This is a genomic window from Leeuwenhoekiella sp. H156, assembly GCF_052218455.1.
Classification (GTDB): domain Bacteria; phylum Bacteroidota; class Bacteroidia; order Flavobacteriales; family Flavobacteriaceae; genus Leeuwenhoekiella; species Leeuwenhoekiella parthenopeia.
This window is the reverse complement of sequence record NZ_CP197499.1, coordinates 4,039,440-4,065,403: the sequence shown is the minus strand read 5'-3', so window position 1 is coordinate 4,065,403 and position 25,964 is coordinate 4,039,440. Positions and strand designations below refer to the sequence as shown.

Annotated in this window: 26 protein-coding genes; 17 read left to right on the top strand and 9 right to left on the bottom strand. The window is 40.5% G+C overall.

Annotated elements, in window-relative coordinates; all coding sequences use genetic code 11:
- The first annotated feature begins 174 nt into the window (after positions 1-174).
- Positions 175-1,131 (top strand): thioredoxin-disulfide reductase, encoded by a 957-nt coding sequence (gene trxB / locus ACSSS3_RS17285; protein ID WP_228230107.1) that lies wholly within the window; start codon positions 175-177, stop codon positions 1,129-1,131.
- A 74-nt stretch (positions 1,132-1,205) separates the two neighbouring features.
- Here trxB and ACSSS3_RS17280 read toward each other — a convergent pair whose 3' ends face one another.
- Positions 1,206-1,538 carry a hypothetical protein gene (locus ACSSS3_RS17280; RefSeq protein ID WP_228230106.1) on the bottom strand — a complete coding sequence of 111 codons (333 nt, stop codon included), beginning with the start codon at positions 1,536-1,538 and terminating at the stop codon, positions 1,206-1,208.
- A gap of 74 nt (positions 1,539-1,612) precedes the next feature.
- Complete coding sequence (gene aroB / locus ACSSS3_RS17275; protein WP_442845669.1) at positions 1,613-2,692, bottom strand: 3-dehydroquinate synthase; 1,080 nt, start codon at positions 2,690-2,692, stop codon at positions 1,613-1,615.
- Positions 2,693-2,781: 89 nt separating this feature from the next.
- Here aroB and ACSSS3_RS17270 point away from each other — a divergent pair, with 89 nt between their 5' ends.
- Positions 2,782-3,954 (top strand): proline dehydrogenase family protein, encoded by a 1,173-nt coding sequence (locus ACSSS3_RS17270; RefSeq protein ID WP_228230104.1) that lies wholly within the window; start codon positions 2,782-2,784, stop codon positions 3,952-3,954.
- 17 nt (positions 3,955-3,971) lie between these two features.
- Here ACSSS3_RS17270 and ACSSS3_RS17265 read toward each other — a convergent pair whose 3' ends face one another.
- From ACSSS3_RS17265 to ACSSS3_RS17245, 5 genes are all read right to left on the bottom strand, one after another.
- Positions 3,972-4,355: a hypothetical protein gene (locus ACSSS3_RS17265; protein WP_442845668.1), complete on the bottom strand. Its 384-nt coding sequence runs from the start codon at positions 4,353-4,355 to the stop codon at positions 3,972-3,974.
- Positions 4,356-4,370: 15 nt separating this feature from the next.
- Positions 4,371-5,567 carry an alanine dehydrogenase gene (locus ACSSS3_RS17260; protein WP_228230102.1) on the bottom strand — a complete coding sequence of 399 codons (1,197 nt, stop codon included), beginning with the start codon at positions 5,565-5,567 and terminating at the stop codon, positions 4,371-4,373.
- A 76-nt stretch (positions 5,568-5,643) separates the two neighbouring features.
- Entirely contained in the window at positions 5,644-6,216 is a 573-nt protein-coding gene (locus tag ACSSS3_RS17255; protein ID WP_442845667.1) for a hypothetical protein, read from the bottom strand.
- 350 nt (positions 6,217-6,566) lie between these two features.
- Positions 6,567-6,974 carry a tRNA (adenosine(37)-N6)-threonylcarbamoyltransferase complex ATPase subunit type 1 TsaE gene (gene tsaE, locus ACSSS3_RS17250; RefSeq protein WP_442845666.1) on the bottom strand — a complete coding sequence of 136 codons (408 nt, stop codon included), beginning with the start codon at positions 6,972-6,974 and terminating at the stop codon, positions 6,567-6,569.
- Positions 6,975-6,993: 19 nt separating this feature from the next.
- Complete coding sequence (locus tag ACSSS3_RS17245) at positions 6,994-8,541, bottom strand: PglZ domain-containing protein (protein WP_442845665.1); 1,548 nt, start codon at positions 8,539-8,541, stop codon at positions 6,994-6,996.
- A gap of 78 nt (positions 8,542-8,619) precedes the next feature.
- Here ACSSS3_RS17245 and ACSSS3_RS17240 point away from each other — a divergent pair, with 78 nt between their 5' ends.
- The 11 genes from ACSSS3_RS17240 (at position 8,620) to ACSSS3_RS17190 (ending at position 19,823) form a co-directional block, all read left to right on the top strand.
- Positions 8,620-9,849, top strand: coding sequence for an HD domain-containing protein (locus tag ACSSS3_RS17240; protein ID WP_442845664.1), 1,230 nt, complete (start codon positions 8,620-8,622; stop codon positions 9,847-9,849).
- A 24-nt stretch (positions 9,850-9,873) separates the two neighbouring features.
- The gene (gene lpxD, locus ACSSS3_RS17235) at positions 9,874-10,902 is read left to right on the top strand and encodes a UDP-3-O-(3-hydroxymyristoyl)glucosamine N-acyltransferase (protein WP_442845663.1); all 1,029 of its coding nucleotides are present in this window, start codon (positions 9,874-9,876) and stop codon (positions 10,900-10,902) included.
- Complete coding sequence (locus ACSSS3_RS17230; protein WP_442845662.1) at positions 10,892-12,301, top strand: bifunctional UDP-3-O-[3-hydroxymyristoyl] N-acetylglucosamine deacetylase/3-hydroxyacyl-ACP dehydratase; 1,410 nt, start codon at positions 10,892-10,894, stop codon at positions 12,299-12,301. The genes lpxD and ACSSS3_RS17230 overlap by 11 nt, the downstream gene beginning before the upstream one ends.
- A 4-nt stretch (positions 12,302-12,305) precedes the next feature.
- Positions 12,306-13,091: an acyl-ACP--UDP-N-acetylglucosamine O-acyltransferase gene (lpxA, locus tag ACSSS3_RS17225; RefSeq protein ID WP_228230095.1), complete on the top strand. Its 786-nt coding sequence runs from the start codon at positions 12,306-12,308 to the stop codon at positions 13,089-13,091.
- 44 nt (positions 13,092-13,135) lie between these two features.
- Entirely contained in the window at positions 13,136-13,702 is a 567-nt protein-coding gene (efp, locus tag ACSSS3_RS17220; protein WP_228230094.1) for an elongation factor P, read from the top strand.
- Positions 13,703-13,706: 4 nt separating this feature from the next.
- Positions 13,707-14,642: a UDP-3-O-(3-hydroxymyristoyl)glucosamine N-acyltransferase gene (locus tag ACSSS3_RS17215; RefSeq protein WP_442845661.1), complete on the top strand. Its 936-nt coding sequence runs from the start codon at positions 13,707-13,709 to the stop codon at positions 14,640-14,642.
- Position 14,643: 1 nt separating this feature from the next.
- Positions 14,644-15,057, top strand: a complete 414-nt coding sequence (locus tag ACSSS3_RS17210) for a nuclear transport factor 2 family protein (protein WP_228230092.1) — start codon at positions 14,644-14,646, stop codon at positions 15,055-15,057.
- A gap of 60 nt (positions 15,058-15,117) precedes the next feature.
- Positions 15,118-15,990 (top strand): succinate--CoA ligase subunit alpha, encoded by an 873-nt coding sequence (gene sucD / locus ACSSS3_RS17205; protein WP_228230091.1) that lies wholly within the window; start codon positions 15,118-15,120, stop codon positions 15,988-15,990.
- A 122-nt stretch (positions 15,991-16,112) separates the two neighbouring features.
- A complete protein-coding gene (fabG, locus tag ACSSS3_RS17200) occupies positions 16,113-16,859 on the top strand; it encodes a 3-oxoacyl-[acyl-carrier-protein] reductase (RefSeq protein ID WP_442845660.1) in 747 nt (248 codons plus the stop codon).
- 20 nt (positions 16,860-16,879) lie between these two features.
- Positions 16,880-18,919, top strand: coding sequence for a VWA domain-containing protein (locus tag ACSSS3_RS17195; protein ID WP_442845659.1), 2,040 nt, complete (start codon positions 16,880-16,882; stop codon positions 18,917-18,919).
- Positions 18,920-19,007: 88 nt separating this feature from the next.
- A complete protein-coding gene (locus tag ACSSS3_RS17190; RefSeq protein WP_228230088.1) occupies positions 19,008-19,823 on the top strand; it encodes a prohibitin family protein in 816 nt (271 codons plus the stop codon).
- A gap of 48 nt (positions 19,824-19,871) precedes the next feature.
- On the opposite strand, the gene ACSSS3_RS17185 is transcribed toward ACSSS3_RS17190, so the two are convergent.
- Complete coding sequence (locus ACSSS3_RS17185; RefSeq protein WP_442845658.1) at positions 19,872-20,456, bottom strand: hypothetical protein; 585 nt, start codon at positions 20,454-20,456, stop codon at positions 19,872-19,874.
- Entirely contained in the window at positions 20,453-21,172 is a 720-nt protein-coding gene (locus ACSSS3_RS17180; RefSeq protein ID WP_442845657.1) for an OmpA family protein, read from the bottom strand. The genes ACSSS3_RS17185 and ACSSS3_RS17180 overlap by 4 nt, the downstream gene beginning before the upstream one ends.
- Before the next feature lie 275 nt (positions 21,173-21,447).
- Between ACSSS3_RS17180 and hisG the strand changes: the two genes are divergently transcribed.
- The 4 genes from hisG to hisB all read left to right on the top strand — a co-directional run bounded on the left by hisG (position 21,448) and on the right by hisB (position 25,949).
- The gene (gene hisG / locus ACSSS3_RS17175; protein ID WP_442845656.1) at positions 21,448-22,308 is read left to right on the top strand and encodes an ATP phosphoribosyltransferase; all 861 of its coding nucleotides are present in this window, start codon (positions 21,448-21,450) and stop codon (positions 22,306-22,308) included.
- A 112-nt stretch (positions 22,309-22,420) separates the two neighbouring features.
- Positions 22,421-23,713, top strand: a complete 1,293-nt coding sequence (hisD, locus tag ACSSS3_RS17170) for a histidinol dehydrogenase (RefSeq protein ID WP_442845655.1) — start codon at positions 22,421-22,423, stop codon at positions 23,711-23,713.
- On the top strand, positions 23,713-24,762 hold the full coding sequence (hisC, locus tag ACSSS3_RS17165) for a histidinol-phosphate transaminase (RefSeq protein ID WP_442845654.1): 1,050 nt from the start codon (positions 23,713-23,715) through the stop codon (positions 24,760-24,762). Before hisD ends, hisC begins: the two co-directional genes overlap by 1 nt.
- The gene (hisB, locus tag ACSSS3_RS17160) at positions 24,762-25,949 is read left to right on the top strand and encodes a bifunctional histidinol-phosphatase/imidazoleglycerol-phosphate dehydratase HisB (RefSeq protein ID WP_442845653.1); all 1,188 of its coding nucleotides are present in this window, start codon (positions 24,762-24,764) and stop codon (positions 25,947-25,949) included. Before hisC ends, hisB begins: the two co-directional genes overlap by 1 nt.
- Positions 25,950-25,964: the final 15 nt, after the last annotated feature.

Below are 25,964 nucleotides of genomic sequence, written 5' to 3'. Positions count from 1 at the left end.
CTAAAAATAGAAAATATAGAACGATTATGGGACTTATAATCTCCAAGGCGTAAATTTTTGTTGTTAATAACGACTTATAACTGGCTTTAGGTAATTTTTAGAATGCGTTTTTATTGATGTACTTTTGCATTTCATAGAAAATGATCTAAATCCCAAAGGATTAAATTTAAATTTATGGCAGTAGAACGAATTAAATGTTTGATTATAGGGTCTGGACCCGCGGGTTATACAGCAGCAATATATGCTGCAAGAGCTGATATGAAACCTGTGCTATACACCGGTCTGGAGCCCGGAGGTCAGTTAACAACAACTACAGAGGTAGATAACTTTCCGGGGTATCCTGATGGAATTGATGGGCCCACCATGATGGTACAATTACAAAAACAGGCAGAGCGTTTTGGTACAGAAGTGCGCATAGGTATGGTGACTTCGGTAGAATTTGCCAAAGAGGCCGGAGGTATTCACAAAGCTGTGGTTGATAATAAAACGGAAATTGAGGCAGAAAGTGTAATCATAAGCACCGGGGCGACAGCAAAATATTTGGGATTGCCCAGTGAGCAGCGTCTAAGAGGCGGAGGAGTTTCTGCCTGCGCAGTTTGTGATGGTTTCTTTTATAAAAACCAAAAGGTTGCCATTGTAGGTGGTGGTGATACTGCTGCTGAAGAAGCAACCTATCTGGCTAACATTTGTGAGCACGTGACTATGCTGGTACGTAAGGATGAAATGCGTGCTTCAAAAGCCATGCAGCACCGGGTAAATTCCAGAAAAAACATTACGGTATTGTACAATACCGAAGTAGAAGAAGTAATTGGAGAACAGGTTGTAGAAGGCTTGAAGATGATTAATAATGAGACCAAAGAAACCAGTCAAATTGATATTACCGGTTTGTTTATCGCAATTGGGCATAAACCAAATACAGACATTTTCAGGGATCAGATTGATATGGACGACACAGGTTACATCATAACCGAACCCAAAACAACCAAAACCAATATTCCAGGAGTTTTTGCCTGTGGTGATGTACAGGATAAAGATTACCGCCAGGCCATAACTGCGGCCGGTACGGGTTGTATGGCGGCTTTAGATGCAGAGCGCTATCTGGCTTCAATAGAGCAGGAGGTAGAAGCTTAGTGCGATAAAATTCTATATGATGTAAAAACAAAAAAAGCTCTCCGGTTTGGAGAGCTTTTTTTATGGGATTATAATTAATCTTCGTCTTCTTCTTCAGTAGGTTCATCAATCAGTTCATCGTCATCATCATCCGGCAATTTGCTCGGCATTTCGCTGATTGGTTCGTTCAAATCATCATCGTCGTAATCATCAACGTCATAATTCTCCATTGTATTTTCGAGTTTCTTGCTCACTTTTACCAGATAGATTGTATCAGCTGTACGAACCTCAACACATTCTATGAGTTCATTTTTTGCATTTTTAAAAGATATGATGTGATCATCATCATATCCGTAGGGGTACTTGTCCACGAGAAGTGCGAGAATCTCCGGAGTAAGTTTTTTAAAATCGACAATAACGCGACGCATAAGTATAATTTAGTTTAAGTGCAATGAGTGGTTAAATGTAAAAAAAAACGTTTTGCTTCTGCAAGGCATTTTACTTATTTATTACTTAAATTTTTATAATAATCAAATGCCTTATATATCAGTTCATTTGAAACCTCCTGATTTAAGACCGGGTTCCCAATTTCCTGAAGTAAGACAAAATATACAGTTCCGTGACTATTCTTTTTGTCATACTTGAGTAATCTGATGATTGCTTCAATATCTCGGTCTTCAAATGCAACCTTTTTGTAGTAATTCAGTATGACTTTTGAGCTATTATCACATACAGAAGCATCTAAACCTGCGATCTCCTGAGATAAAAAGTTGGCCAAAATCATACCGATGGCAATGGCTTCCCCGTGCAGCAGGCGTGTTTTAGATTCTTCCTCCATGAAGTAAGATTCTATTGCATGACCCAGGGTATGACCATAGTTGAGGCTTTTTCTGATGTTTTGTTCGTAAGGGTCTTCTAATACTACCTCATTTTTAATAGCTACAGATTGTCTGATTAAATCTCCCAGAGTTTCAAAGCTTGTATAGTCGTAATCTTTCACGGCATCCCAATACGATTGCGAATGAATGAGGCCATGCTTGAGCATTTCGGCATAACCGCTTCGTAGTTCTTCAAGCGGAAGAGTTCCCAGAAAATAAGGATCAACCAATACCAGACCGGGATTGCTTATCACTCCAATCTGATTCTTTAGAGCACCCAGATCCACTCCCGTTTTTCCGCCCACAGAGGCATCAACCATTGCCAGTAGGGTAGTGGGTATGTTGATAAAATCAATTCCTCTTTTAAAACAGCAGGCCACAAAGCCTCCCAAATCGGTCACCACACCTCCGCCTAAATTGATGATAAGGCTCTTACGGTCTGCATTGAGTTCAGACAAAACATTCCAAACTCCCGTACAGGTTTCCAGGTTTTTAAATTCTTCTCCCGGATCGATCTCGACGATCTCAAGAGGTCTGTTGGTTTCCAGATTTTGCAAGAAATGCGAAAGACAATACTCGTGCGTATTGCTGTCTACAAGTACAAAAATAATGCTGTGATTCTTTTCCCGGAGAAGGTTGTTTAGGGCGGTGTATCCTGAATTTCCAAATACAACCTGATAGTCCTTTGCCTGTACTGACTGCATGTTAAAACTTCTTTAAGGGAGCGAAATTAGTACCTTTTTGTTAAACTCCCGTTGCGATTCTAATTATATTTGGCGCCAAAAATTACTTTATGTTAGAGCAAAAAATATTTGACGATACCAAATGTGCATTTTCCTTAAAATCAGACAGTGAGTTAGAAAGGGCTTATTTTCTGTTTAAAATGATATCTGTACAGCCTTTGGTTAAAATTGGTACCGCCGTAACTCGATTTGCTCTAAATGCCAGTTTGCCGGTAGAAGGTCTTATCAGAGCGACTGTTTTTGATCATTTTTGCGGAGGAGTTAGCGAGAAGGATTGTGAGCCTACCATAAAGGCTATGTATAGTAAAGGGGTACATTCGGTTCTTGATTTTTCGGTCGAAGGTAAGGAAACCGAATCCCTATTTGATGAAGCTTTAGAACGGGTTCTTAGTATTATCGAGTTTGCCAAAGAAAAACCGGGAATGCCCTTTTCGGTTTTCAAACCAACGGGTTTTGGGCGCTTTGAAGTGCTTCGAAAACTTACCGAAAACGAAGCCCTTAATGAGAAAGAGCAAACGGAGTGGGAGCGTATTCAGGAACGTTTTGACCGTGCCTGCCAAAAAGCAAAGGATTGTGACATTCGTTTGTTAATAGATGCCGAGGAAAGCTGGATGCAGGGTGCTGTAGATGATCTCGTACAGCGGATGATGAAAAAATACAATACCGAATACCCTGTTGTATATACCACCTTACAATGTTATCGCTGGGATAGGCTTAATTATCTCAAAGAAATGCACGCCGATGCACTTGAAAATGGGTATAAGCTGGGTGTAAAAATTGTGCGTGGGGCCTATATGGAGAAAGAGCGGGAGCGTGCTGAAGAGAAGGGATATGATTCACCTATTTGTAAGGACAAAGCTGAGACTGATGCCCATTTTAATGCGATGTTGGTTTATATTCTGGATAATCTGGATTCGATTTGGGCTTTTATAGGAACTCACAATGAAGAAAGTAATTACCTGGCGATCGAAATAATGGCGCAAAAAGAGATCGAAGCGAAAGATGAGCGTATTTGGTTTGGCCAGCTTTACGGAATGAGCGATCACATCAGTTTCAATCTCGCGGACCACGGCTATAATGTTGCAAAATACCTGCCTTTTGGACCTGTGAAAGACGTGATGCCCTACTTAATACGCAGAGCAGAAGAAAATACTTCGGTTGCCGGTCAAACTAACAGAGAATTAACCCTGATCAAGCAGGAACGTAAGCGCAGAAACCTTTAGACTTACAAAAGTATGGATCATTTTTTGGATACGCTAAGTACCTCAAAGGCTTCATCACAACGCTCCACTTTTGCTACAAGTGGAACCGGCATAGTTTCCTGAGATGTGATAATATAAAATCCACAGGGTTCTTTTCGGGGATCACTATTTTTGAAATCAACTTCGCCCTCTAAAAAAACCGTATTAAGATCTGTAGTGTCTAACGACAACTCTTTTAATTGTTTTTCGGCCTCTGGAGAAAGCGCGTAGCCATTATTTCGAATGGTTTTAAGAAGGCGGGCATTAGGTAGATAATCGCAGGAAGGTAATTCAACCCCACTTCCTTTGATAAAAACGGCTAACAAAATAAGACCTATAGAGAAACCTCCAAGGTAAAAGCCCAGACGATATAAAATTTTCATGAATTGCGTTTGTGTCTAAAAAAACAGCAGATTGATGTCTCTAAATGGAAGATCAAACCAATCTGCTACAGATTTACTGGTTAGAATTCCGCGGTAAAAATACAACCCGTTTTTTAAACCCTTATCCATTCTCAGGCTATTTTCAAGACCGCCGTGTTCACCAATTTCGATAAGATATGGGGTGAAAATATTGCTGATAGAGATTGAAGAGGTACGCGCATACCTGGATGGAATATTTGGTACGCAGTAATGAATAACTCCGTGTTTTACAAATGTGGGTTTATCGTGAGAAGTGACCTCGCTGGTTTCGAAACAGCCGCCCATATCGATACTTACGTCAATTATAATAGATCCGGGTTTCATATATTCGAGCATGGCTTCTGAGACAATTACCGGAGAACGCTCTTTACCCCTAACCGCACCAATAGCCACATCACACCTTCTCAGAGCTTTTAGCAGGTTTTTAGGTTGAATAGTTGAAGTATATAAGGGCTGTCCCACATTAACCTGAAGGCAGCGCAATTTGGTTAAGGAGTTGTCAAATACTTTTACATTAGCACCTAAACCCAGTGCAGATCGTGTTGCAAATTCACCCACCGTTCCGGCACCAATGATTACAACCTCAATAGGAGGTACGCCGCTAATGTTACCAAACATCAGGCCGTTGCCCTGCTCAGGTCTCGACATTATCTCAGAGGCTATTAGCACAGAGGCTGTTCCTGCAATTTCGCTCAAGGCGCGTACGGCAGGGTAGGTGCCATCGGCATCTTTTATAAACTCAAATGCCAGTGCCGTAATGCGTTTAGAGGCCAGAGCTTTAAAATATTCTTTTTTCTGTGTTTTGAGCTGAATAGCAGAAATGATTACGGTCTGCGGATTGATCATTTCAAGCTCCTGCATAGAAGGCGGTTCTACTTTGAGTACCATAGGGCAACCAAAAACACGTGCACGATCGGCAGTTATTTCGGCACCGGCCTCAGAATAGTCGTGGTCCGAAAATCGTGCATCAGCTCCCGCATTAGATTCAATCAACACCCGATGACCATGCGCAGTAAGGGCGCCTACAGCATCCGGAGTAAGACATACACGCTTCTCCTGAAAGTGATTTTCTTTTGGAATTCCTATAAACAGGGATCCTTTTTTCTGTTTTATTTCGAGTTTCTCTTCTTGTGGAAGCAGTTCTTCGCGTGAAAACGGACTGTTTGAAATCATATACTAGGTTTCAAGTGCTAGACTTCAAAGTACGTATAAAATATATAATGAAAAAAGTAAGAAGGGACATTAATAATTAGCCCATAAATAAAGGCTCTTCATCATCGTCATCGTAGCTGTCGGAATAAAGTTTCTTGGACTTCTCATCCTCATCCTTAATTTCACCTTTTAAAGTAACACGCTCCAGTTCGGATAAGTCAATATTATGGATGCGATCAAAAATTTTCATCCGAATGGTATAGAGGAAAATAAGGGCAATAAAAATTAGCGGGCCAAGATAGATTATATCAAATGTATTGTCTTTGAATCTCATATCGTCTGCTATGGTTCCATAGATTTGATATCCATACATAAAAATGGGTATCAAAAGGGAATGGTACCACCAGTGTTTGCAAGTAAAAAACCAAATTATCAGAAATATTAAAGGGAATGCTTTTCCGAAGATTATCCAGGCAGCAACATTCGCACTTTCGTAAAAGCGACTAGAGTATGATAACTCAATTCCTAAAAAAGAAAAGTTCCAGACTTCTATGTCTGGAACTCCTTCATATAAATAAAAAAAATAAGGTGACGCAACGATAAACGCTGCAATCAAGCTACCCGCGAGTAGGGACTTTGATCTTTGTTGAGTCAACTTTTTTTGCTGCATAATCTGCATTATCATCTAGAGTAGATGTGTAAGTAACCGCGGTTGCACCTGCAATTAAAAGGCCTAGGAGTAAAGCTTTGATTTTCATAATGTTAATTGTTTTTGAGTATTATTAATGATTTGTTGAAACAAAGATCAAAAACATTAAACAAAAACCACTATTTCATGAAATCGCTACATTTGCATTCCTTCTAAATTCCTTAACGCGTTTTAACGACATCTTATTAAGAGCACAATTTAATAATAATTAACTTACTCGTATAATTTAAATCTATAACTTTTATTTCGATCTCGATTTGTAGGATATTTCTTCAAACCTAAAGTTTTTATTTAACACAATATTAACAAATCTAATTGAATTCTAAGTGGCGAAAATTTTCCTTAGTCGAGATTATTGTCGCTGAATGGTAATCTGTCCCTAGTAAACTGTTAATTTTATCGGGCCACTCAATAAATTTCCAGGAGTCATTCTCTAAAATTTCTTCCAAACCCATATCAAAAGCTTCAATCTCATTTTTTAAACGGTACAAATCCATATGATATATGGTTTCTCCATCTTCTGTTTTGTATTCATTTAAAAGAGAAAATGTAGGACTTGACACATAATCTTCTGAGCCTAAATTTTTAACCAGGGCTTTAATAAGTGTGGTTTTTCCAGACCCCAGATTTCCTTGGAAAAGAATAGTTTTATAATTAGATAACTCCAGAATTTGTTTAGCAATCTGGTCTACTTCCTTTAAGCGGTACTCTACTGTCATCTTTTTATCGCCTTTTTTACTATCGCGGATTTAAAACTACAAAAGGAATAATCATTTCTTCAAGGGATACCCCCCCATGCTGGTAGGTATTCCTGAAATAACTCACATAGTGATTGTAATTATTAGGATATGCAAAAAACAAATCTCCTTTAGCAAAAATAAACGAGCTGCTCATATTTATTGTCGGCAGGTGTATGCTCTTAGGATCTTTTGCTGCCAGCACATCTTTATCTTCATAGGTTAAGCTTCTTCCGGTTTTATAGCGCAGATTAAGGCTTGTATTTTTATCACCTATTACCTTCGAAGGATTTTTTACATTGATGGTGCCATGGTCTGTTGTAAGAATGATTTTAAAACCCAGTTGCTGAGATTTTTGAATCATTTCTAATAGCGGTGAATTTTTAAACCAGCTTTCTGTAAGTGAGCGATAGGATTTGTCATTAGATGCCAGTTCCTTAATGACTTCCATCTCGGTTTTAGAATGACTAAGCATATCTACAAAGTTGTAAACCAATACTGTCAGGTCATTATTTTTAAGTGAATTAAAATTTTCCACCAGTTTTTTGCCGCTCTTTAAATTGGTAATCTTATGGTATTCCCATTTTAAATTAAGCCCCAGGCGTTTTAATTGGGCTTCCAGAAATTTATCTTCATTCAGGTTTTTACCTCCGTCATCGGTGTCATTAAGCCATAAGTCGGGATGCTTTTTCTCCATATCGCTGGGCATCAACCCCGAAAAAATCGCATTTCGCGCGTACTGTGTCGCGGTTGGCAGAATACTGTAATAAGGTGTTTCGCTTTCCTTTTTATAATAGTTGCTTATAATTGGCTCAAAGGATTTCCATTGATCGTAGCGCAGATTGTCAATAACTACCAGTAGCACAGGAGCATTCTTGCTTAAGTGGGGTACCACTTTGTCTCTAAACAAGGTATGGGACATGACAGGTTTTTCATACTCAGAAAACCAGTCTTCATAATTGCGCTCTATAAATTTGAAGAACTGATTATTAGCCTCAGTTTTTTGAGATTCCAGTATTTCCTGCATACTTTGATCTTCAATATTCTCAAGCTCAAGTTCCCAGTAGATAAGTTTTTGGTACAATTCGGCCCATTCTTCAAAGGAATTAACCTGAGCCATATCCATCGCAATTTTGCGAAACTCCTGTTGATAATTCAACGTTGTTTTTTCAGAAATAAGTCTGCTGGTATCGAGATTTTTCTTCAGGCTAAGGAGAATTTGATTGGGATTTACCGGTTTTATAAGATAATCGGCTATTTTGGAGCCTATGGCTTCTTCCATTATATATTCTTCCTCACTTTTGGTGATCATAATCACGGGCAGGGTGTCCCGTTTAGATTTTATTTCACTTAGCGTATCCAAACCGGTTAACCCCGGCATGTTTTCATCTAAAAAAACCACATCAAAATTTTCCTTTTCAACAAGTTCGATGGCTTCAGTTCCACTTTGACATGTAGATACTTCATAATTTTTTTTCTCTAAAAAGAGTATATGGGGTTTTAATAAATCGATTTCATCATCTACCCAAAGTATTTTAATAGCACTCATATATAGTATATTTGTTTATCGGCAGGCATAAGCCCGCGACTATGCTTAAGCATATTTTAATTCAAAAAGATTTCTTGTTTGAAGATTCCTCACAAACTTACGATAATTAACGACCCTATTTATGGCTTTATTACCATCCCAAAGGGGCTCATTTTCGATTTAATACAGCATAATTATTTTCAGCGACTAAGGCGCATCTCTCAAATGGGAATGTCGTATCTGGTTTATCCCGGTGCACATCACACGCGTTTTCATCATGCCATCGGCTGTTTGCATATCATGCAAAAAGCTTTAGAAAAGCTTCAGCAGAAGGGCGTTATGGTAAGTCTGCAGGAAAAGGAAGCGGCGATGGCTGCAATCTTGTTGCACGATATTGGTCACGGGCCTTTTTCGCATGCGATGGAAAATAGCATAGTAGAGCACATTAATCACGAGCAAATAGGTTTGCTGTTTATCGAAAAACTGAATGAGGAGTTTAACGGAAGTTTAACCCTGGCCATTAAAATTTTTAAGGGAACCTATCACCGTCCTTTTTTGCATCAATTGGTTTCCGGGCAATTGGATATGGACCGAACAGATTATCTTAAGCGCGACAGCTTTTATACGGGGATGGCTGAAGGAAATATCAATACCGATCGTATTCTGGCTATGCTTAATGTAAAGGACGATCAGCTTATGGTTGAAGAAAAAGGCATTTATACCATTGAAAAATTTCTCGTCGCACGCAGATTGATGTACTGGCAGGTTTATCTTCATAAGACCAGTCTGGTTGCAGAACAGGTTTTAGTACGTGTTTTGATGCGGGCCAAAGAGCTGACAAATAAGGGAGTTGAATTGCCAGCCAGCAGACCTCTTGGGTTTTTTCTTAAAAAGACCAATGCAGAAGGTAAATTTGACGACCACGCACTGGAGGTGTTTGCTCAACTGGATGACTATGATGTAATCTCGGCTATGAAATCCTGGTGTGATCACGACGATTTTGTTTTGAGGAAACTTTCTCAAATTATTATAAACCGAAAACTTCCGCGTATAAAAATCAAGAAAAAGCCATTTGCTTCAGACTTTATACAGGAGCAAAAAGAGGCTGTCAAAAAACTCCTGAATCTTTCTGATAATGAAGCAGATTATTTTGTTTTTACCGGGACAATTACCAATCAGGCCTATACTTTAAAAAAGGAGGCGATAAATATTTTGACCAAAAAAGGAAAAGTTGTTGACGTTGTTTCGGCCAGTGATCAATTGAGCCTCAAGGCTTTATCTAAGGTTATCACCAAAAACTATATCTGTTATCCAAAGCATTTGATTTAAGCCTTTTTTGCTATTTTTGCCAAGATGAAATTTACAGCCGAACAGATTGCTGGGATTTTAGATGGTACTGTTGACGGCAATCCCGAAGCAGAAGTATCTAAACTTTCAAAAATTGAAGAGGGAACAGAAGGCTCCTTAACCTTTCTTTCCAATCCTAAGTACACGCCTTATATCTATAAAACCGGTGCTTCAATTGCTATTGTTGACAAAAGTTTTAAACCCGAGAAAGAGCTAAATATAACGCTTATTCGAGTTGAAGACGCTTACAAATCCTTTTCTAAACTACTGGAATATTACAATCAGGTCAAGCTGAATAAGACAGGGGTCGAAAACCCGGTTTTTATATCAGAGTCGGCCAGTTATGGTGACAATGTCTATATTGGGGCATTTTCCTATTTGGGCAATAACGTAAAGATTGGCAACAACGTCAAGATTTACCCCAATGTTTACATAGGAGACAATTGCAGTATTGGAGATGATTCAGTCATCTTTCAGGGAGCAAAAATATATTCAGATTCTGTAATTGGTAAAACCGTATACGTACATAGCGGCGTTATCATTGGAGCAGATGGTTTTGGTTTTGCACCAGATGAAAAAGGCGAATATACACGCATACCGCAAACGGGAAATGTGATTATCGAAGATAATGTAGATATTGGTGCAGGAACTACTATAGACAGAGCAACTTTAGGCTCTACCATTATCAGAAGAGGGGTGAAGCTCGACAATCAAATACAGATTGCTCATAATGTGGAAATAGGCGAGCATACAGCAATCGCTGCTCAAACCGGTATTGCAGGCTCTACCAAAATAGGCCGAAACTGCCTTATAGGTGGCCAGGTGGGAATAGTAGGGCATCTTACCATTGGTGACCGGGTGCGTATTCAGGCACAATCCGGTATTGGTCGTAATCTTAAAGATGATGAGGCGGTTCAGGGTTCTCCGGCTATCTCTTACAGTGACTACAATAAGTCTTATGTACATTTTAAAAACCTTCCCGATTTAGTCAAACAAATAAATAATTTGGAAAAACAAAAATCCAATGATAAGTAAAGCTGAAGGAAAGCAATATACAATCGCCGGTGAGGTTTCCTTAACCGGCGTTGGTTTACATACAGGTAAGAATGTTACTCTTACTTTTAAACCTGCCGATGAAAATACAGGGCACTTTTTTAAGCGCGTAGACCTTGAAGGTCAGCCCATTATTGAGGCAAATGCAGATTATGTGGAAAATACCCAGCGAGGCACCAACCTTGAAAAAATGGGTGTTTATATCCAGACCAGTGAGCATGTTCTCGCTGCCTGCGTTGGCCTTGGGATAGATAATATTTGTATTGAACTCAATGCCTCTGAGCCTCCTATAATGGATGGTTCTTCTAAGTTTTTTGTGGAAGCCCTCGAAAAAGCCGGACTTAAAGAGCAGGAAGCACAGCGTGAAGAATACGTTGTAACTGAGGTTATCAGCTATCTTGATGAAAAAACCGGGAGTGAGATCATTCTTATGCCGGCAGACAACTACCAGTTGACTACTATGGTCGACTTTGGCACAAAAATTCTGGGAACTCAAAACGCCAGTATTAAAGATATTTCAGAGTTTAAAGACGAAATTTCAGATTCGAGAACCTTCAGTTTTCTACATGAAATTGAAATGTTGCTGGAGAATGGTTTAATAAAAGGAGGAGATCTTAATAACGCCATTGTTTACGTAGATAAGGAATTGTCTCCTGAAACGATGAAAAAATTGCGTTCGGCTTTTAATAAGGATTCGATTTCGGTTAAACCAAACGGAATTCTTGATAATCTTACCCTGCATCATCCTAATGAAGCAGCCAGACACAAACTGCTTGACGTTATAGGTGACCTTGCTCTGGTAGGAATGCCCATACGCGGTAAAGTGATCGCCAATAAACCCGGGCACTATGTGAATACCCAGTTTGCTAAAAAACTGAAAAAAATAATCAAGCTTGAGAAACGTAACAACGTTCCTACTTTCGATTTGTCAAAACCCCCGGTAAAAGACATTAATCAGATTATGGCAATGCTGCCGCACCGACCTCCGTTTTTGCTGGTCGATAAAATTCTTGAAATTTCAGATACCGGAGTAGTTGGGCTTAAAAACGTAACGATGAATGAGCCTTTTTTTGTAGGCCATTTTCCGGGAGCTCCCGTTATGCCTGGAGTTTTACAGGTTGAAGCGATGGCGCAAACAGGAGGTATACTTGTATTAAGTACCGTACCCGATCCTGAAAATTATTTGACGTATTTTATGAAAATTGATAATGTACGCTTTAAACAACAGGTTTTACCGGGAGACACACTTATTTTTAAACTAGATTTGTTGTCCCCAATACGCCGGGGAATTTGCCATATGCAGGGAAGCGCTTACGTTAACGGCAAGCTGGTTTCTGAAGCAGAACTTATGGCCCAAATCGTAAAAGTTAAGAAAGACTAGATTTATGAATCAACCTTTAGCATACGTACACCCCGGAGCAAAAATTGCCAAGAATGTGGTAATTGAGCCTTTTACAACCATCAACAACAATGTAGTCATTGGAGAAGGAAGTTGGATAGGCTCAAATGTAACCATCATGGAAGGTGCACGCATCGGTAAAAATGTAAATATTTTTCCCGGAGCAGTAATTTCTGCAATTCCACAGGACAAGAAATTTGACGATGAAGATACAGTAACCATTATAGGAGACAACACCACCATCAGAGAGTGTGTAACTATAAACCGTGGTACTTCAGATCGCATGAAAACTCAGATTGGTCAAAATTGCTGGATTATGGCTTACAGCCACATTGCTCATGACTGTATTGTAGGAGATCATTGTATCTTTTCAAATAACAGCACACTGGCCGGTCACATTGTGGTAGGAGATTATGTTGTTTTGGCCGGAATGGCCGCAGTACAGCAATTTTGTACCATAGGTAGTCACGCTTTTGTTACCGGTGGTTCTCTGGTGCGTAAAGACGTACCCCCTTATGTAAAAGCAGGTCGTGAACCCCTTTCGTATGTGGGTATAAACTCCATTGGATTAAGACGTCGCGGTTTTACTACCGAAAAAATCAGGGAAATACAGGATATTTACCGCATCTTGTACCAAAAGAATTACAACAATACTCAGGCAGTAAATATCATTGAAGCCGAGATGGAAGCAACTCCCGAACGCGATGAAATCCTTCAGTTTATACGTAATTCTCAGCGCGGAATTATGAAAGGATATTTTACTACCAACTAACAGATTTTTTTAAAAGCATTATCTAAAGATTATAACTTAATAGTATGGCAACTACTTCAGACATCCGCAACGGGATGTGTATTCATTACAATCACGATATTTATAAAATTATTGAATTTTTACACGTTAAGCCGGGTAAAGGTCCCGCTTTTGTTAGAACAAAATTAAAAAGTGTCACCAACGGAAAAGTTTTAGATAACACCTTTTCAGCCGGACATAAAATTGACGAGGTACGTGTAGAAACCAAAGGATATCAATTTTTATATAACGATGGTGAATGGTATCACTTTATGAATACCGAAGATTACACTCAAATACGATTGATGGAGTCTGCTCTTGACCAACCCGGTTTATTAAAGGAAGGCGAAGTGGTAACCATTGCAATAAATACCGAGGATAATATGCCCCTTTCAGTAGATATGCCGGCACACGTTATTCTTACGGTAACGGCCACAGAGCCCGGTGTAAAAGGAAACACTGCAACTAACGCAACCAAACCAGCAACCGTTGAAACCGGTGCAGAAGTAAACGTACCCTTGTTTATCAATGAAGGGGATAAAATTAAAATAGAGACCGAAAAGGGGACCTATAAAGAGCGTATAAAAGAATAAGCGTTTGAAATTTCCGCAAAAACATACCCTGGCTCAGATAGCTGCATTGCTCAATGATATTGAGTATGTAGGTGATGGTGATTTTCCGGTAACCGGAATGAATGAGATTCACGTGGTTGAACCCGGAGATATCGTTTTTGTTGATCATCCCAAATATTACGATAAAGCCCTGGAGTCTGCTGCTACCGTTGTATTGATAAACAAAAAGGTAGCCTGTCCTGACGGAAAGGCACTTCTCATTTCAGATGATCCGTTTCGGGATTTTAATAAGTTAACGCGCTATTTTAAACCTTTTCAAAAAGCAAATGCGTCAATCGCTGAAACGGCCGTTATAGGTGAGCACACCATAATTCAGCCTAATTGCTTTATTGGCAATAATGTGAAAATTGGTAAGCATTGTATCATTCATCCCAATGTAACTTTGTATGATGATACTGTGATTGGAGATCACGTGATCATTCATTCGGGTAGTATTCTGGGAGCCGATGCATTTTACTATAAAAAGCGGGAGACGGGTTTTGACCGCCTTCTTTCGGGAGGGAAAGTGGTGATAGAAGATTATGTAGAATTGGGAGCATCCTGTACTATAGACCGCGGAGTTACCGCAGATACCCTTATCGGTTGGGGTTCAAAACTCGATAATCAGGTACACGTGGGTCACGATACACGTCTTGGAAAACGGGTTCTGGTCGCTGCCCAGTCCGGTATTTCGGGCTGTGTCGTTGTTGAAGACGATGTGGTGATCTGGGGTCAGGTAGGTATCGCGAGTGGCATAACAATCAAAGAAAAGGCTGTGATTTTTGCCCAAAGTGGAGTAGGGCGTACCCTTGAAGGCGGAAAATCCTATTTAGGAAGTCCGGCAGAAGACAGCAAGAAGAAATTCAGGGAAATGGCATCAATCAGACAGATTCCTTATATTTTAGAACAAATAAAGAAATGAAATGAGTGCATCAGCTAAAGAACTTGTAAAAGGCTTATACGAATCCGATTTTTTTAATGATCCCACTGTTCTCAAAAAATACCTGCATAAAGAAGCAGAATTATATTGGAATGCTTCAACAGGCTTTTCTAAAATGACTTATGACGACATTTCTAATATGTCTAAGGAAATGGGCAAATCATTCATCTCGCTGCGCTCTTCCGTAAGTCATCTGATTGAAGAAGGAAATACGGCGAGTATACGCCTTACCTATTATATTAAGACCGTAGAAAATCCGGAAGAAGAAGTGGGTATTATTCATTTTATGGCGATGTGGGAGCTTAAAGACGGACTCCTGTATCGCGGGTATCAAATAAGCCAGCCCAGTGATGAAGACCCGCTTAATATCGATGCCCACATTCGCATAAAATCTTAATATTCCTTTAGGTTTCGTCTTTAAAAAATTACTTTTGCTTTCACAAAAATTAAACAACTCATGAGCGTTTTAGTTAATAAAGATTCCAAAATAATTGTACAAGGTTTTACCGGTAGTGAAGGTACTTTTCACGCGGGTCAAATGATAGAATACGGCACTAATGTAGTAGGTGGTGTGACTCCGGGTAAAGGAGGACAGTCCCATCTTGACAAACCGGTTTTTAACACCGTTGAGGATGCTGTAAAAGAAACCGGCGCAGATGTTTCAATAATTTTTGTACCACCAGCTTTTGCTGCTGACGCTATAATGGAAGCTGCAGATGCCGGCATTAAAGTAATTATTGCGATTACTGAAGGTATTCCTGTATCAGATATGATTAAAGCTGCAGACTATATCAAAGACAAAGATTGCAGATTAATAGGTCCTAACTGCCCAGGAGTTATTACTCCCGGCGAGGCTAAAGTGGGTATTATGCCAGGCTTTGTATTTAAAAAAGGAAAAGTAGGCATCGTTTCTAAATCAGGAACCCTTACTTATGAAGCTGCTGATCAGGTTGTAAAACAAGGTTTAGGAATCACTACTGCGATAGGAATAGGTGGAGACCCAATCATTGGTACTACCACAAAAGAAGCTGTAGAATTGCTTATAAACGATCCTGAGACCGAAGCTGTAGTGATGATCGGAGAGATCGGTGGTCAGCTTGAAGCTGATGCTGCACGATGGATTAAAGCCAGCGGCACCAAAAAGCCGGTTATCGGGTTTATCGCGGGTGAAACTGCCCCGGCAGGAAGAACAATGGGTCACGCAGGTGCTATTGTTTCTGGAGAGGGTGAGTCTGCCGCAGATAAAAAGAAGATTTTAAGAGAAAACGGAGTACACGTTGTGGACTCTCCTGCTGAAATCGGCAAAAAAGTAGCAGAGCTTTTAGCCTAATAGGTTCAGAATAAAATTAAAAACCGACACGCCACAATGTGTCGGTTTTTTTATGCCCAAACATTTCAAGTTTCCTATATTTACCGCTCTTCAAACTAACTAATTATTGATACCCGATTAGAATGAAACTTTTAGAAGGAAAAAACACAATTATCACCGGAGCAAGCCGCGGTATAGGCCATGGTATTGCTAAAGTATTTGCACAAAACGGAGCCAATGTGGCTTTTACATACAGTTCATCTGCCGGTCCTGCCGAAGAACTGGAAAAAGAACTAACGGCAATGGGGGTTAAAGCCAAAGCCTATAAGTCTAACGCAGCTTCATTTGAAGATTGCCAGGAACTTATTAAACAAATAAGCGAAGACTTTGATACTATCGATGTTTTGGTAAACAATGCCGGAATCACCAAAGATAATCTGCTTATGCGTATGAGTGAAGAAGATTTTGATCAGGTGATTGAGGTAAACCTGAAGTCTATTTTTAATATGACTAAAGCGGTGCAGCGTACCATGCTTAAGCAGCGTTATGGCAGTATCATCAATATGAGCTCTGTTGTTGGCGTAAAAGGAAATGCCGGGCAGGCAAACTATGCAGCTTCAAAAGCCGGTATTATTGGATTTTCAAAGTCTATGGCCTTAGAATTGGGTTCGCGTAACATACGCACCAATGTGGTGGCTCCCGGTTTTATTGAGACCGAAATGACTGCAAAACTGGACGAAAAAATAGTTGCCGGCTGGAGAGATGCTATTCCTCTTAAACGCGGTGGTACTCCGGAAGATATTGCCAATGCCTGTGTGTTTCTTGGCAGCGATATGAGCGCCTACGTTACCGGGCAGGTATTGCAGGTTGATGGCGGAATGTTAACCTAATTTTTCAACTTAACTTATTTATGGCAGCATCCACACTACTTTATATTATCCTGTTTGGGGTAATAGCTTTGGGTGCTGCCGTATTTTTTTACTTTTACAGGCCACAGGGTTCGCTGAGACTGCGTATCCTTCTTGCAGGACTTCGGTTTGTAGCTATTTTTGCGCTTTTAATACTGCTGCTCAATCCTACCTTTAAACAGGCAACCTATACCACGCTAAAACCAAAACTGGCTCTTGCCGTAGACAATTCAGCTTCTGTAGCTCATTTAGGATATTCAGATTCTGTACGGGAAATACTTCAGGAAATTCAGAATTCAGAAGATCTGGCGAAGCGTTTCGATATTGACTTCTACACATTAGGAGCTACGCTCGAGACCTATGATTCTTTAGCGTTTACGGAAAATCAAACCAATATTTCCAAAGCACTTTCGGGCCTGTATGCCATTTATAAAAACGAAAATTTTGCGCCTGTTCTCATTACCGATGGGAATGCCAATTTGGGATCAAACTACGTGTACACGGCAAAGGAGCAAAGTCAAATCCCACATTATTTTATAGCTGTTGGTGACACCACCAGTTATGAAGATTTGAGTATAGATCGCGTCAATGTGAATAAATACGCGTATCTCAAAAACCGTTTTCCGGTTGAAGTTCTGGTTTCCTACTCTGGAACTTCAGAAGTAAACACCACACTTTCCATTCGTAAAAACGGGGCTGTTCTGTTCCGGGAAACTATTTCACTAAGCAAAGACGAGCCAGCCCGGCGCGTAAATACGTTTTTGGAAGCTTCGGCTATAGGTACCGAAACCTACGAGGTGATTGTTGGCGAATTAGCCGATGAAAAAAACACGGCTAATAATGCGAAACGTTTTGGTATTGAAATTATAGACCAGCGCAGTCAGATTTTGATTGTATACAGCACGCTGCATCCCGACCTCGGAACACTGAAGAAAGCTTTTGAGAGTAATCAACTGCGAACCGTTACACTAAAGAAAATTAGTGAAGTTAAGTCCGTCGAACTGGATGATTATAATCTGGTGGTACTTTTTGAGCCCCAGCGCTCATTTGCGGAATTGTATAGTAAATTGAATAGGCTGAATAAAAACAGGTTTACGCTGGTTGGTCCGGCTGCAGACCGAAGGTTTCTCAATGGAATTCAGGATTTGTATCAATTGCCTCTTAACAATCAGACGGAAGGAGTACAATCTGTATATAACTTAAGCTTTTCCAGTTTTCAATTGGATGACAATGATTTTTCAGGTTTTCCGCCGCTGGAAGCTCCCTTTGGCGAAATCGAATTAACGGCTGCAGCCGATGTGATTCTCAATCAACGCATAACCGGTATTGAAACAGACAATCCATTGCTCGCAGCTGTAGAAGCCGGCGGTAGGAGAGAGCTGGTGTTATTCGGCACCGGAATCTTTAAATGGCGCAGTCAGGCATTTTTAGACACCCGAAGTTTTGAATCTTTTGATGTCTTTATCGAAAAATTAGCTCAGTTTTCGGCTTCAGATACCAAACGAAGCCGTTTGCAGGCCGAATATGAGCGTTTTTATTACGGAGGCAGTGGTATTGTCATTCGCTCTCAATTCTTTGACAAGAACTATGTTTTTGACTCTGGAGCTTCATTGCAATTTGAGCTTAAAAACGCAGACACCGGTGAGACTTATCAAAGCCCAATGGCTCTCACCAGAACAAATTATACCGCAACACTCCCGGCACTGGAGCCGGGGAGTTATAGCTTTCAAATTTTGGAAAGCGGTTCTAATATACGTATCAATGGAGCTTTTACGGTAATTGAATACAATATCGAGAATCAGGTCATACAGGCTGATTTTGTCAAAATGAAAACCGCTGCAGCAGATACAGAAGGTATGGCTGTAACAATACATGAGTTAGACCTACTTATAGAGAGCCTGCTTGAAGATGAACGATTTATTCCTGTTCAGCGGGAAACTATAAAAAACACGCCGCTTCTTGAGTTCTGGTGGTTATTGCTTATTATCGCCATAGCTGCCAGCGCCGAATGGTTTATACGTAAATACAACGGTCTTATTTAAGCTTTTGCGTAAGAGCTTTAAATGTGTTAGATTATCAAATGTCACATCCTGAATACTTCAGGATGCTTTTAAATTAAATTTTAGTATCATGGATAAATTTCCTAAAATCGGAATACCCCTTATTATCGGTCTAATCATCGTTCTTATTCTCGTTTTTAAATCTGCAGTAACCATAGATTCCGGTGAGGCAGGCGTTCTGTACCGTCCCTTTGGAGGAGGTGTGGTCACCGAAGAACCACCACTGGGCGAAGGTTTTCACATAGTTGCCCCCTGGAATAAAGTATATATCTATGAAGTGCGTCGCCAGGAGCTCAAAGAAATCATGAACGTATTGTCATCTAATGGTTTAGATATTAAACTGGAGGCATCGGTGTGGTATCAGCCAGATGCATCCCAGTTGGGTAAATTGCATCAGGAAATTGGGGAAGATTATTTAAACCGTATTCTTTTACCTACCATACGCTCTGCAGCACGATCTGTAGTTGGCCGTTATACTCCGGAGCAGTTGTATTCTTCAAAACGGGATGCCATTCAGGCTGAAATTTATGACGAAACCAAAAAGATTATCAAAGATCAATATATACAGCTTGATGAAGTTTTGGTACGAGATGTAACCCTTCCGGCTACGATAAAAGAAGCTATTGAGCGCAAATTAAAGCAGGAACAGGAATCATTGGAATATGAGTTTCGCTTGATTTCTGCACAGAAAGAAGCAGAGCGTCAGGTGATAGAAGCTCAGGGTAAATCTGATGCCAACCGCATTTTAAGTCAATCCCTGAATGATCAGATCTTAAGAGACAAAGGGATTGAAGCTACCTTGCAGCTAGCTAAATCCAATAACACCAAAATAATTGTAGTGGGTTCCGGAGAGTCTGGTTTACCCATCATACTGGGCAATAACTAGTATTTCCGTAAAAAAAAGAAAGCCGGTCATATTGTTGACCGGCTTTCTTTATGCTCGCTTCATACGCGGGCCTTCCCGACGCGCCTGAGAACGCCTTTTAGATTCCGAAAGCATTTTGGCTTTACTTACCCACTGATCGTTCTTTATGCGATCCGGGAAAAATTGAATCAATTCGGTAATCAGTTCAATATCACTTTCATTAAACCGGCTTATCTGTTCAAAAGTATATATACCAATTGTATTGAGCTTTTCTTCTGTATACGGGCCTATTCCTATTATTTTTTGAAGGTCATCAGCCTCATCGGGATCTGCTGTACCAATACGTTCAAAATCTAAAGCACCAGATTTAGGTTTACTTTTTGATCTGTATGGCTGTTCCTCATTTTCGGCTACTACAAATTCTTCCAAATCTTCTTCCGTATCATCAAATAACAATTCCTCTTCCGTTTCGCTAAGATCGCTGCGTTTTTTGAGGAATTTTAATTTTTTAAGGTATTTCGATTTCTGTGCAAAATAGGCGAAGAAGTATCCTATAAGAAATGATGATAGCATCAAAAAAAATACTTCGATATAGATAAGCGGCACTGAAACTGCGTCGTCTGCTTTTTGTAATATGATGCTAAATACTGTCATTCAAAATAAATTTCTATACGGTGATTGAGTTCCCGGTTTTCAGAATCGCGGTCATAAATAGGCTCTGTCTCTCCGCTAGAATATGCAGAAACCTGATTATCAGGCAATTTAAGGCTTTTTATGAGAAATTCGCGTACTTTTTTTGCCTCATCTAATGCAAGCATATAGTTATCTTCCTTATCCCCAATATAATCGGTATGCCCTACCACTTTAATGTGGAGATTTGCGTCAGCAGCTAATTTTTGTTTTACAAAACTCAGAAAGCTGGTTGCTTTTTGGTCAACAACAAAACGTGCGTGCTTAAATTCCGGATAAAAAAGGGCATCAAAGGTACGTGGAGCAACCTCAGTAGCGTTTGTATTCTTTTTTACATTGCGCAATTTTTCTAAATCTTCGGCAAGCTCTCGTTTTTTTTCCTGAATACTTCTGGTTAAATCCTCCACCAGCTGCTCGTTTCCCCGGCTTAAATTATTTACCATAAACGTATCGGTCTCTTGAAATACGGTATTGGTATCGTTTTCTCGGGGATCCTCTTCTATGAAGGGAACAAATTCTGTTGGTATGGTATCACCGGGTGCAGAATCAAAATTTTTTGGTTTTACAACTTTTGATGCAAAAAGGCTGCTCTGGTCTACCGCTCCTGTTGTGTTCATAAAGAGAACACCCAGAAAAAACCAGCAGCAAAAAACTCCCAATGCAATTAAAAATCGTTTCATCTCTAGTGATATGCCTCAAAAGTAACACTTTAACTTATATTAGTTATATTACATCGAAAAAAAACATTTATATTATTTTGGGCTCAAGAGCAATTTTTTAATTAAATTCGCTTCCGCATTATGAAAGCAACATCTTTACATCATCATCATTTTTATTTACGCGCTCAAGCGAGGTAAGAATGTTGTGTATGTATAAAGCATAATTTACAATAACCCGTTTGAGTCATTCAAACGGGTTTTCTGTTTTGAATGGTTCAAGCTTAACAAACCAAAAAATGACTAAAAAAATTAGAATTGCTATTCAAAAGGCCGGAAGGCTTAATGAAGATTCCCTTCAAATCCTAAAAGACTGTGGTGTAAGTATCGACAACGGCAGAGACCAGCTTAAAGCCAGTGCGGCCAATTTTCCACTGGAGGTTTTTTACCTGCGTAACGGCGATATCCCGCAGTATTTAAGAGACGGGGTGGTTGATATCGCGATTATAGGAGAAAACGTACTTATCGAAAAAGGTTCAGACATTGCCATTGTACAAAAGCTCGGCTTTTCAAAATGTAAGGTGTCATTGGCTGTGCCAAAAGGTACTAAATACGAATCTGTAAAAGATTTCGAAGGTAAAAAAATCGCTACTTCCTATCCCAATACGGTGCTCGACTATCTTTCGAAATACGGCGTAAAAGCGGATTTACACATCATCAACGGTTCGGTAGAGATCGCTCCAAATATCGGACTTGCAGATGGTATTTGTGATATCGTTTCCAGCGGCAGCACTTTATTTAAAAACGGGTTAAAAGAGGTGGAAGTGATGCTTAAGTCAGAAGCGGTTTTGGCGGTTTCGCCCAAAATTGACAGCGAACGTCAGGAGATTCTAGACAAACTTATATTTCGTATAAAGGCAGTTTTAAAAGGACGTGATTATAAGTACGTGCTTCTAAATGCTCCAAACGACAGACTCGAAGCAATAATCGCTATGTTACCGGGTATGAAAAGCCCTACGGTGCTTCCGTTAGCCGAAGAAGGGTGGAGCAGTGTACACTCGGTTATCGATAAGAATGAGTTTTGGGAAGTAATCGACAAGCTGAAAGACTCAGGGGCTCAGGGCATTTTGGTAAGCGATATTGAAAAGATGGTTTTGTAGCGTCTGATCGATACATAACCATTCCGACGCAGGTCGGAATCTTATAAATATATGTTTTCCGAAAGACTAAAGGTTATAAATCAAAATCAAAACGGCTCCAAAAAAGAAAAGAATGAATAAAATAAGTAATCCGTTACGGGAAGATTGGGATCAAATCCTCAAACGACCCACGCAGACCTACGATCAGATCGAAGGTACGGTGCTCGAGGTCTTTAAGGCCATTCAGACGGAAGGCGACGCTGCTGTTGCCCGATATACCGAAAAATTTGATGGAATTGCTCTGGATAATTTGGTAGTAACTCAATCTGAAATCGACCAGGCAATTACCAGCCTGGATTCAGATTTAAAAAAAGCCATTGAACTGGCAAAAAGAAATATTGAAGCTTTTCACAAAGCCCAGAAAACCGATCCTGTATGCGTGGAAACTGCTCCCGGCGTTTTGTGCTGGCAGGAAAAACGTCCCATACAGAAAGTGGGACTGTATATTCCCGGAGGGACAGCACCTTTATTCTCCACAATTTTGATGCTGGCTATTCCTGCAAAAATAGCAGGATGTAAAGAAGTCATTCTATGCACTCCACCTGATAAGCAGGGCAACATTAACCCCGCGATTTTAGTTACCGCGCAGCTGTGTGGTATCGATAAAATCTATAAGGTTGGGGGTATTCAGGCCATTGGTGCGATGACCTTTGGTACCGAAAGTATTTCCAAAGTCTATAAGATTTTTGGTCCTGGTAATCAGTTCGTAACTGTCGCCAAGCAAATGGCTACCAAATACAATGTGAGTATCGATATGCCTGCCGGTCCATCGGAACTTCTGGTAGTCGCAGACGATACAGCAGATGCAGCATTCGTCGCTTCAGACCTCTTGAGTCAGGCCGAACATGGTGTGGACAGTCAGGTGATTTTGGTTTCTACTTCAAAAGCACTTATTGCAGCAGTGGAAGAGGAGATCGCCAGCCAACTGGAAGCCCTTGCCCGTAAAGCTATTGCTGAAAAAGCCATCGCAAACAGCAAGCTCATTTACGTGGAAACACACGAAAAAGCTTTGGAACTCATTGATGAATATGGCCCAGAGCATTTTATTGTTGCTACTGACAGCAATGATTTTTACGTGGATAACATCGCCAATGCAGGTTCTGTGTTTATCGGGAATTATACGCCCGAGAGTGCCGGGGATTACGCTTCCGGGACAAACCACACTTTGCCGACTAACGGTTATGCCAAGCAATACAGTGGGGTTAATCTTGATAGTTTTATGAAAAGTATGACCTTTCAAAGACTCTCTGAAGAAGGCATTCAAAACATTGGTAACGCAATTGAACTTATGGCTGCCGCCGAAGGGCTTCAGGCACATAAGAATGCAGTTACCCTACGTCTTAATAAACTCGCAAAAAAGAACTAATGCCAACAACATTTCACTTAGAAAAACTGGTGCGCGAGAATGTAGCGCGACTAAAACCCTATTCTTCGGCCCGTGATGAGTTTAAGGATTTTCACGAGGATATGGTTTTTTTAGATGCCAATGAAAACCCATATAACAATGGGGTAAACCGCTATCCCGATCCGCAGCAAATCACGCTGAAGCAGCATTTATCAACCGTGAAGCGTGTTCCGGTAGATCAGATTCTTTTGGGTAACGGCAGCGACGAGGTACTCGATTTGTTGTTTCGGGCGTTTTGCGAACCCAAAACCGATAATGTAATCACATTACCGCCTACTTACGGGATGTATAGTGTGCTTGCAGCAACTAACGATATTGCAAACCGCGAGGTGGTATTGACCAAAGATTTTCAGCCTGATGTACACGCTGTACTGGAGCAGATAGATCACCAGACCAAAATGATTTTTTTGTGTTCGCCAAACAATCCCACAGCAAACAGTTTTGAGGCAGATTCCATTGAAAAATTGTTGAAATCCTTCCGCGGACTCGTAATTGTGGATGAGGCGTATATCGACTTTGCTAAGGGCGAAAGCTGGTCAACCCGGCTTCAGGAATATCCCAATCTGGTGATCATCCAAACCCTGTCTAAAGCTTACGGCCTAGCCGGAATCAGGCTGGGAATTTGTTATGCTTCCGCAGAAATTATTGCGATACTCAACAAAATCAAACCGCCTTATAATGTGAATGAACTCACACAAAAAAGAGCATTAGAGCGCGTTTTGGACAGCGAAAAAGTTGAGACTGAAATTAATTCTATTTTAAAGGAAAGAGATGTGTTATCTAAAGTGTTACTTCAAGTAAATTTTGTGCAGCACGTTTTTCCTTCTGAGGCGAATTTTATTCTTGCACGGGTAGACGATGCCAATAAACGCTACGATCAGCTCATTCAAAAAGGTATTGTGGTACGCAACCGAAGCACGCAGGCATTGTGTGAAAACACCCTACGTTTTACGGTCGGGACACCAGAGGAAAACAAAAAATTAATCGCCGCTTTAAACGAATTAGACTAATGAATAGTTCAAATACAAAAAATCCTAATGCAGTTCCCCCTTCGGGGGCCAGGGGGCAAAAAGTGCTTTTTATAGACCGTGACGGTACTATTATTCAGGAGCCACCGGGTTATCAGGTAGACGCTTTTGAGAAAGTCACTTTTTATCCGAAAGTATTTACCTACCTAAGTAAAATCGCTAAAGAACTCGATTACAAACTCGTTATGATTACCAATCAGGACGGTTTGGGCACCGACTCGTTCCCTGAAGATACGTTCTGGCCGGTGCATAATTTCATTATAAAATCCTTTGAAAATGAGGGGGTTGTTTTTGATCGTGTATTCATCGACAAGACCTTACCCGAAGAAAACGCCAATACGCGCAAGCCGGGAACCGGTATGTTGACCGAGTTTTTTTCGGAAGATTATGATCTCGAAAACAGTTTTGTTCTCGGTGATCGTATTACCGATATCGAACTTGCTAAAAATCTGGGCGCTAAGGGCATTTTCATAAGCGATCATACCGATTTGGGGGCAGACGAAATCACGACAAAACGGGAAGATCTTGACGCCTATATCGCGCTTGAGACTATAGACTGGCAACAGATTTACGAGTTTCTAAAACTCAACGCGCGTACGGCTTCCATCTCTAGAAAAACCAACGAAACCGATATTGAAATCGAGCTCAATCTTGACGGAACAGGCAAAAGCGATATCAAAACCGGTCTGGCGTTTTTTGATCATATGCTCGATCAGTTGGCACGCCATGGCTCAATGGATCTAAAAATACACGTAGATGGTGATCTTGAGGTAGACGAGCACCACACCATTGAAGATACCGCTATCGCATTGGGCGAGGTGTTTGCGAAAGCTCTGGGTAACAAACTGGGTATTGAACGTTATGGCTTTTGCCTGCCGATGGATGATTGCCTAGCGCAGGTTGCTATTGACTTTGGAGGCCGCAACTGGCTGGTTTGGGAAGCCGATTTTAAACGCGAAAAAATAGGGGAGATGCCTACTGAAATGTTTTACCATTTCTTCAAATCCTTTACAGACGGGGCCCGCGCAAACCTAAATGTAAAAGCCGAAGGCACTAACGAACACCACAAGATCGAAGCCATTTTTAAAGCGTTTGCGAAAGCCATAAAAGTGGCTGTTAAACGCGATCCTGATAAAATGGTATTGCCCAGTACGAAAGGGATGCTCTGATCCCCCTAACCCCCG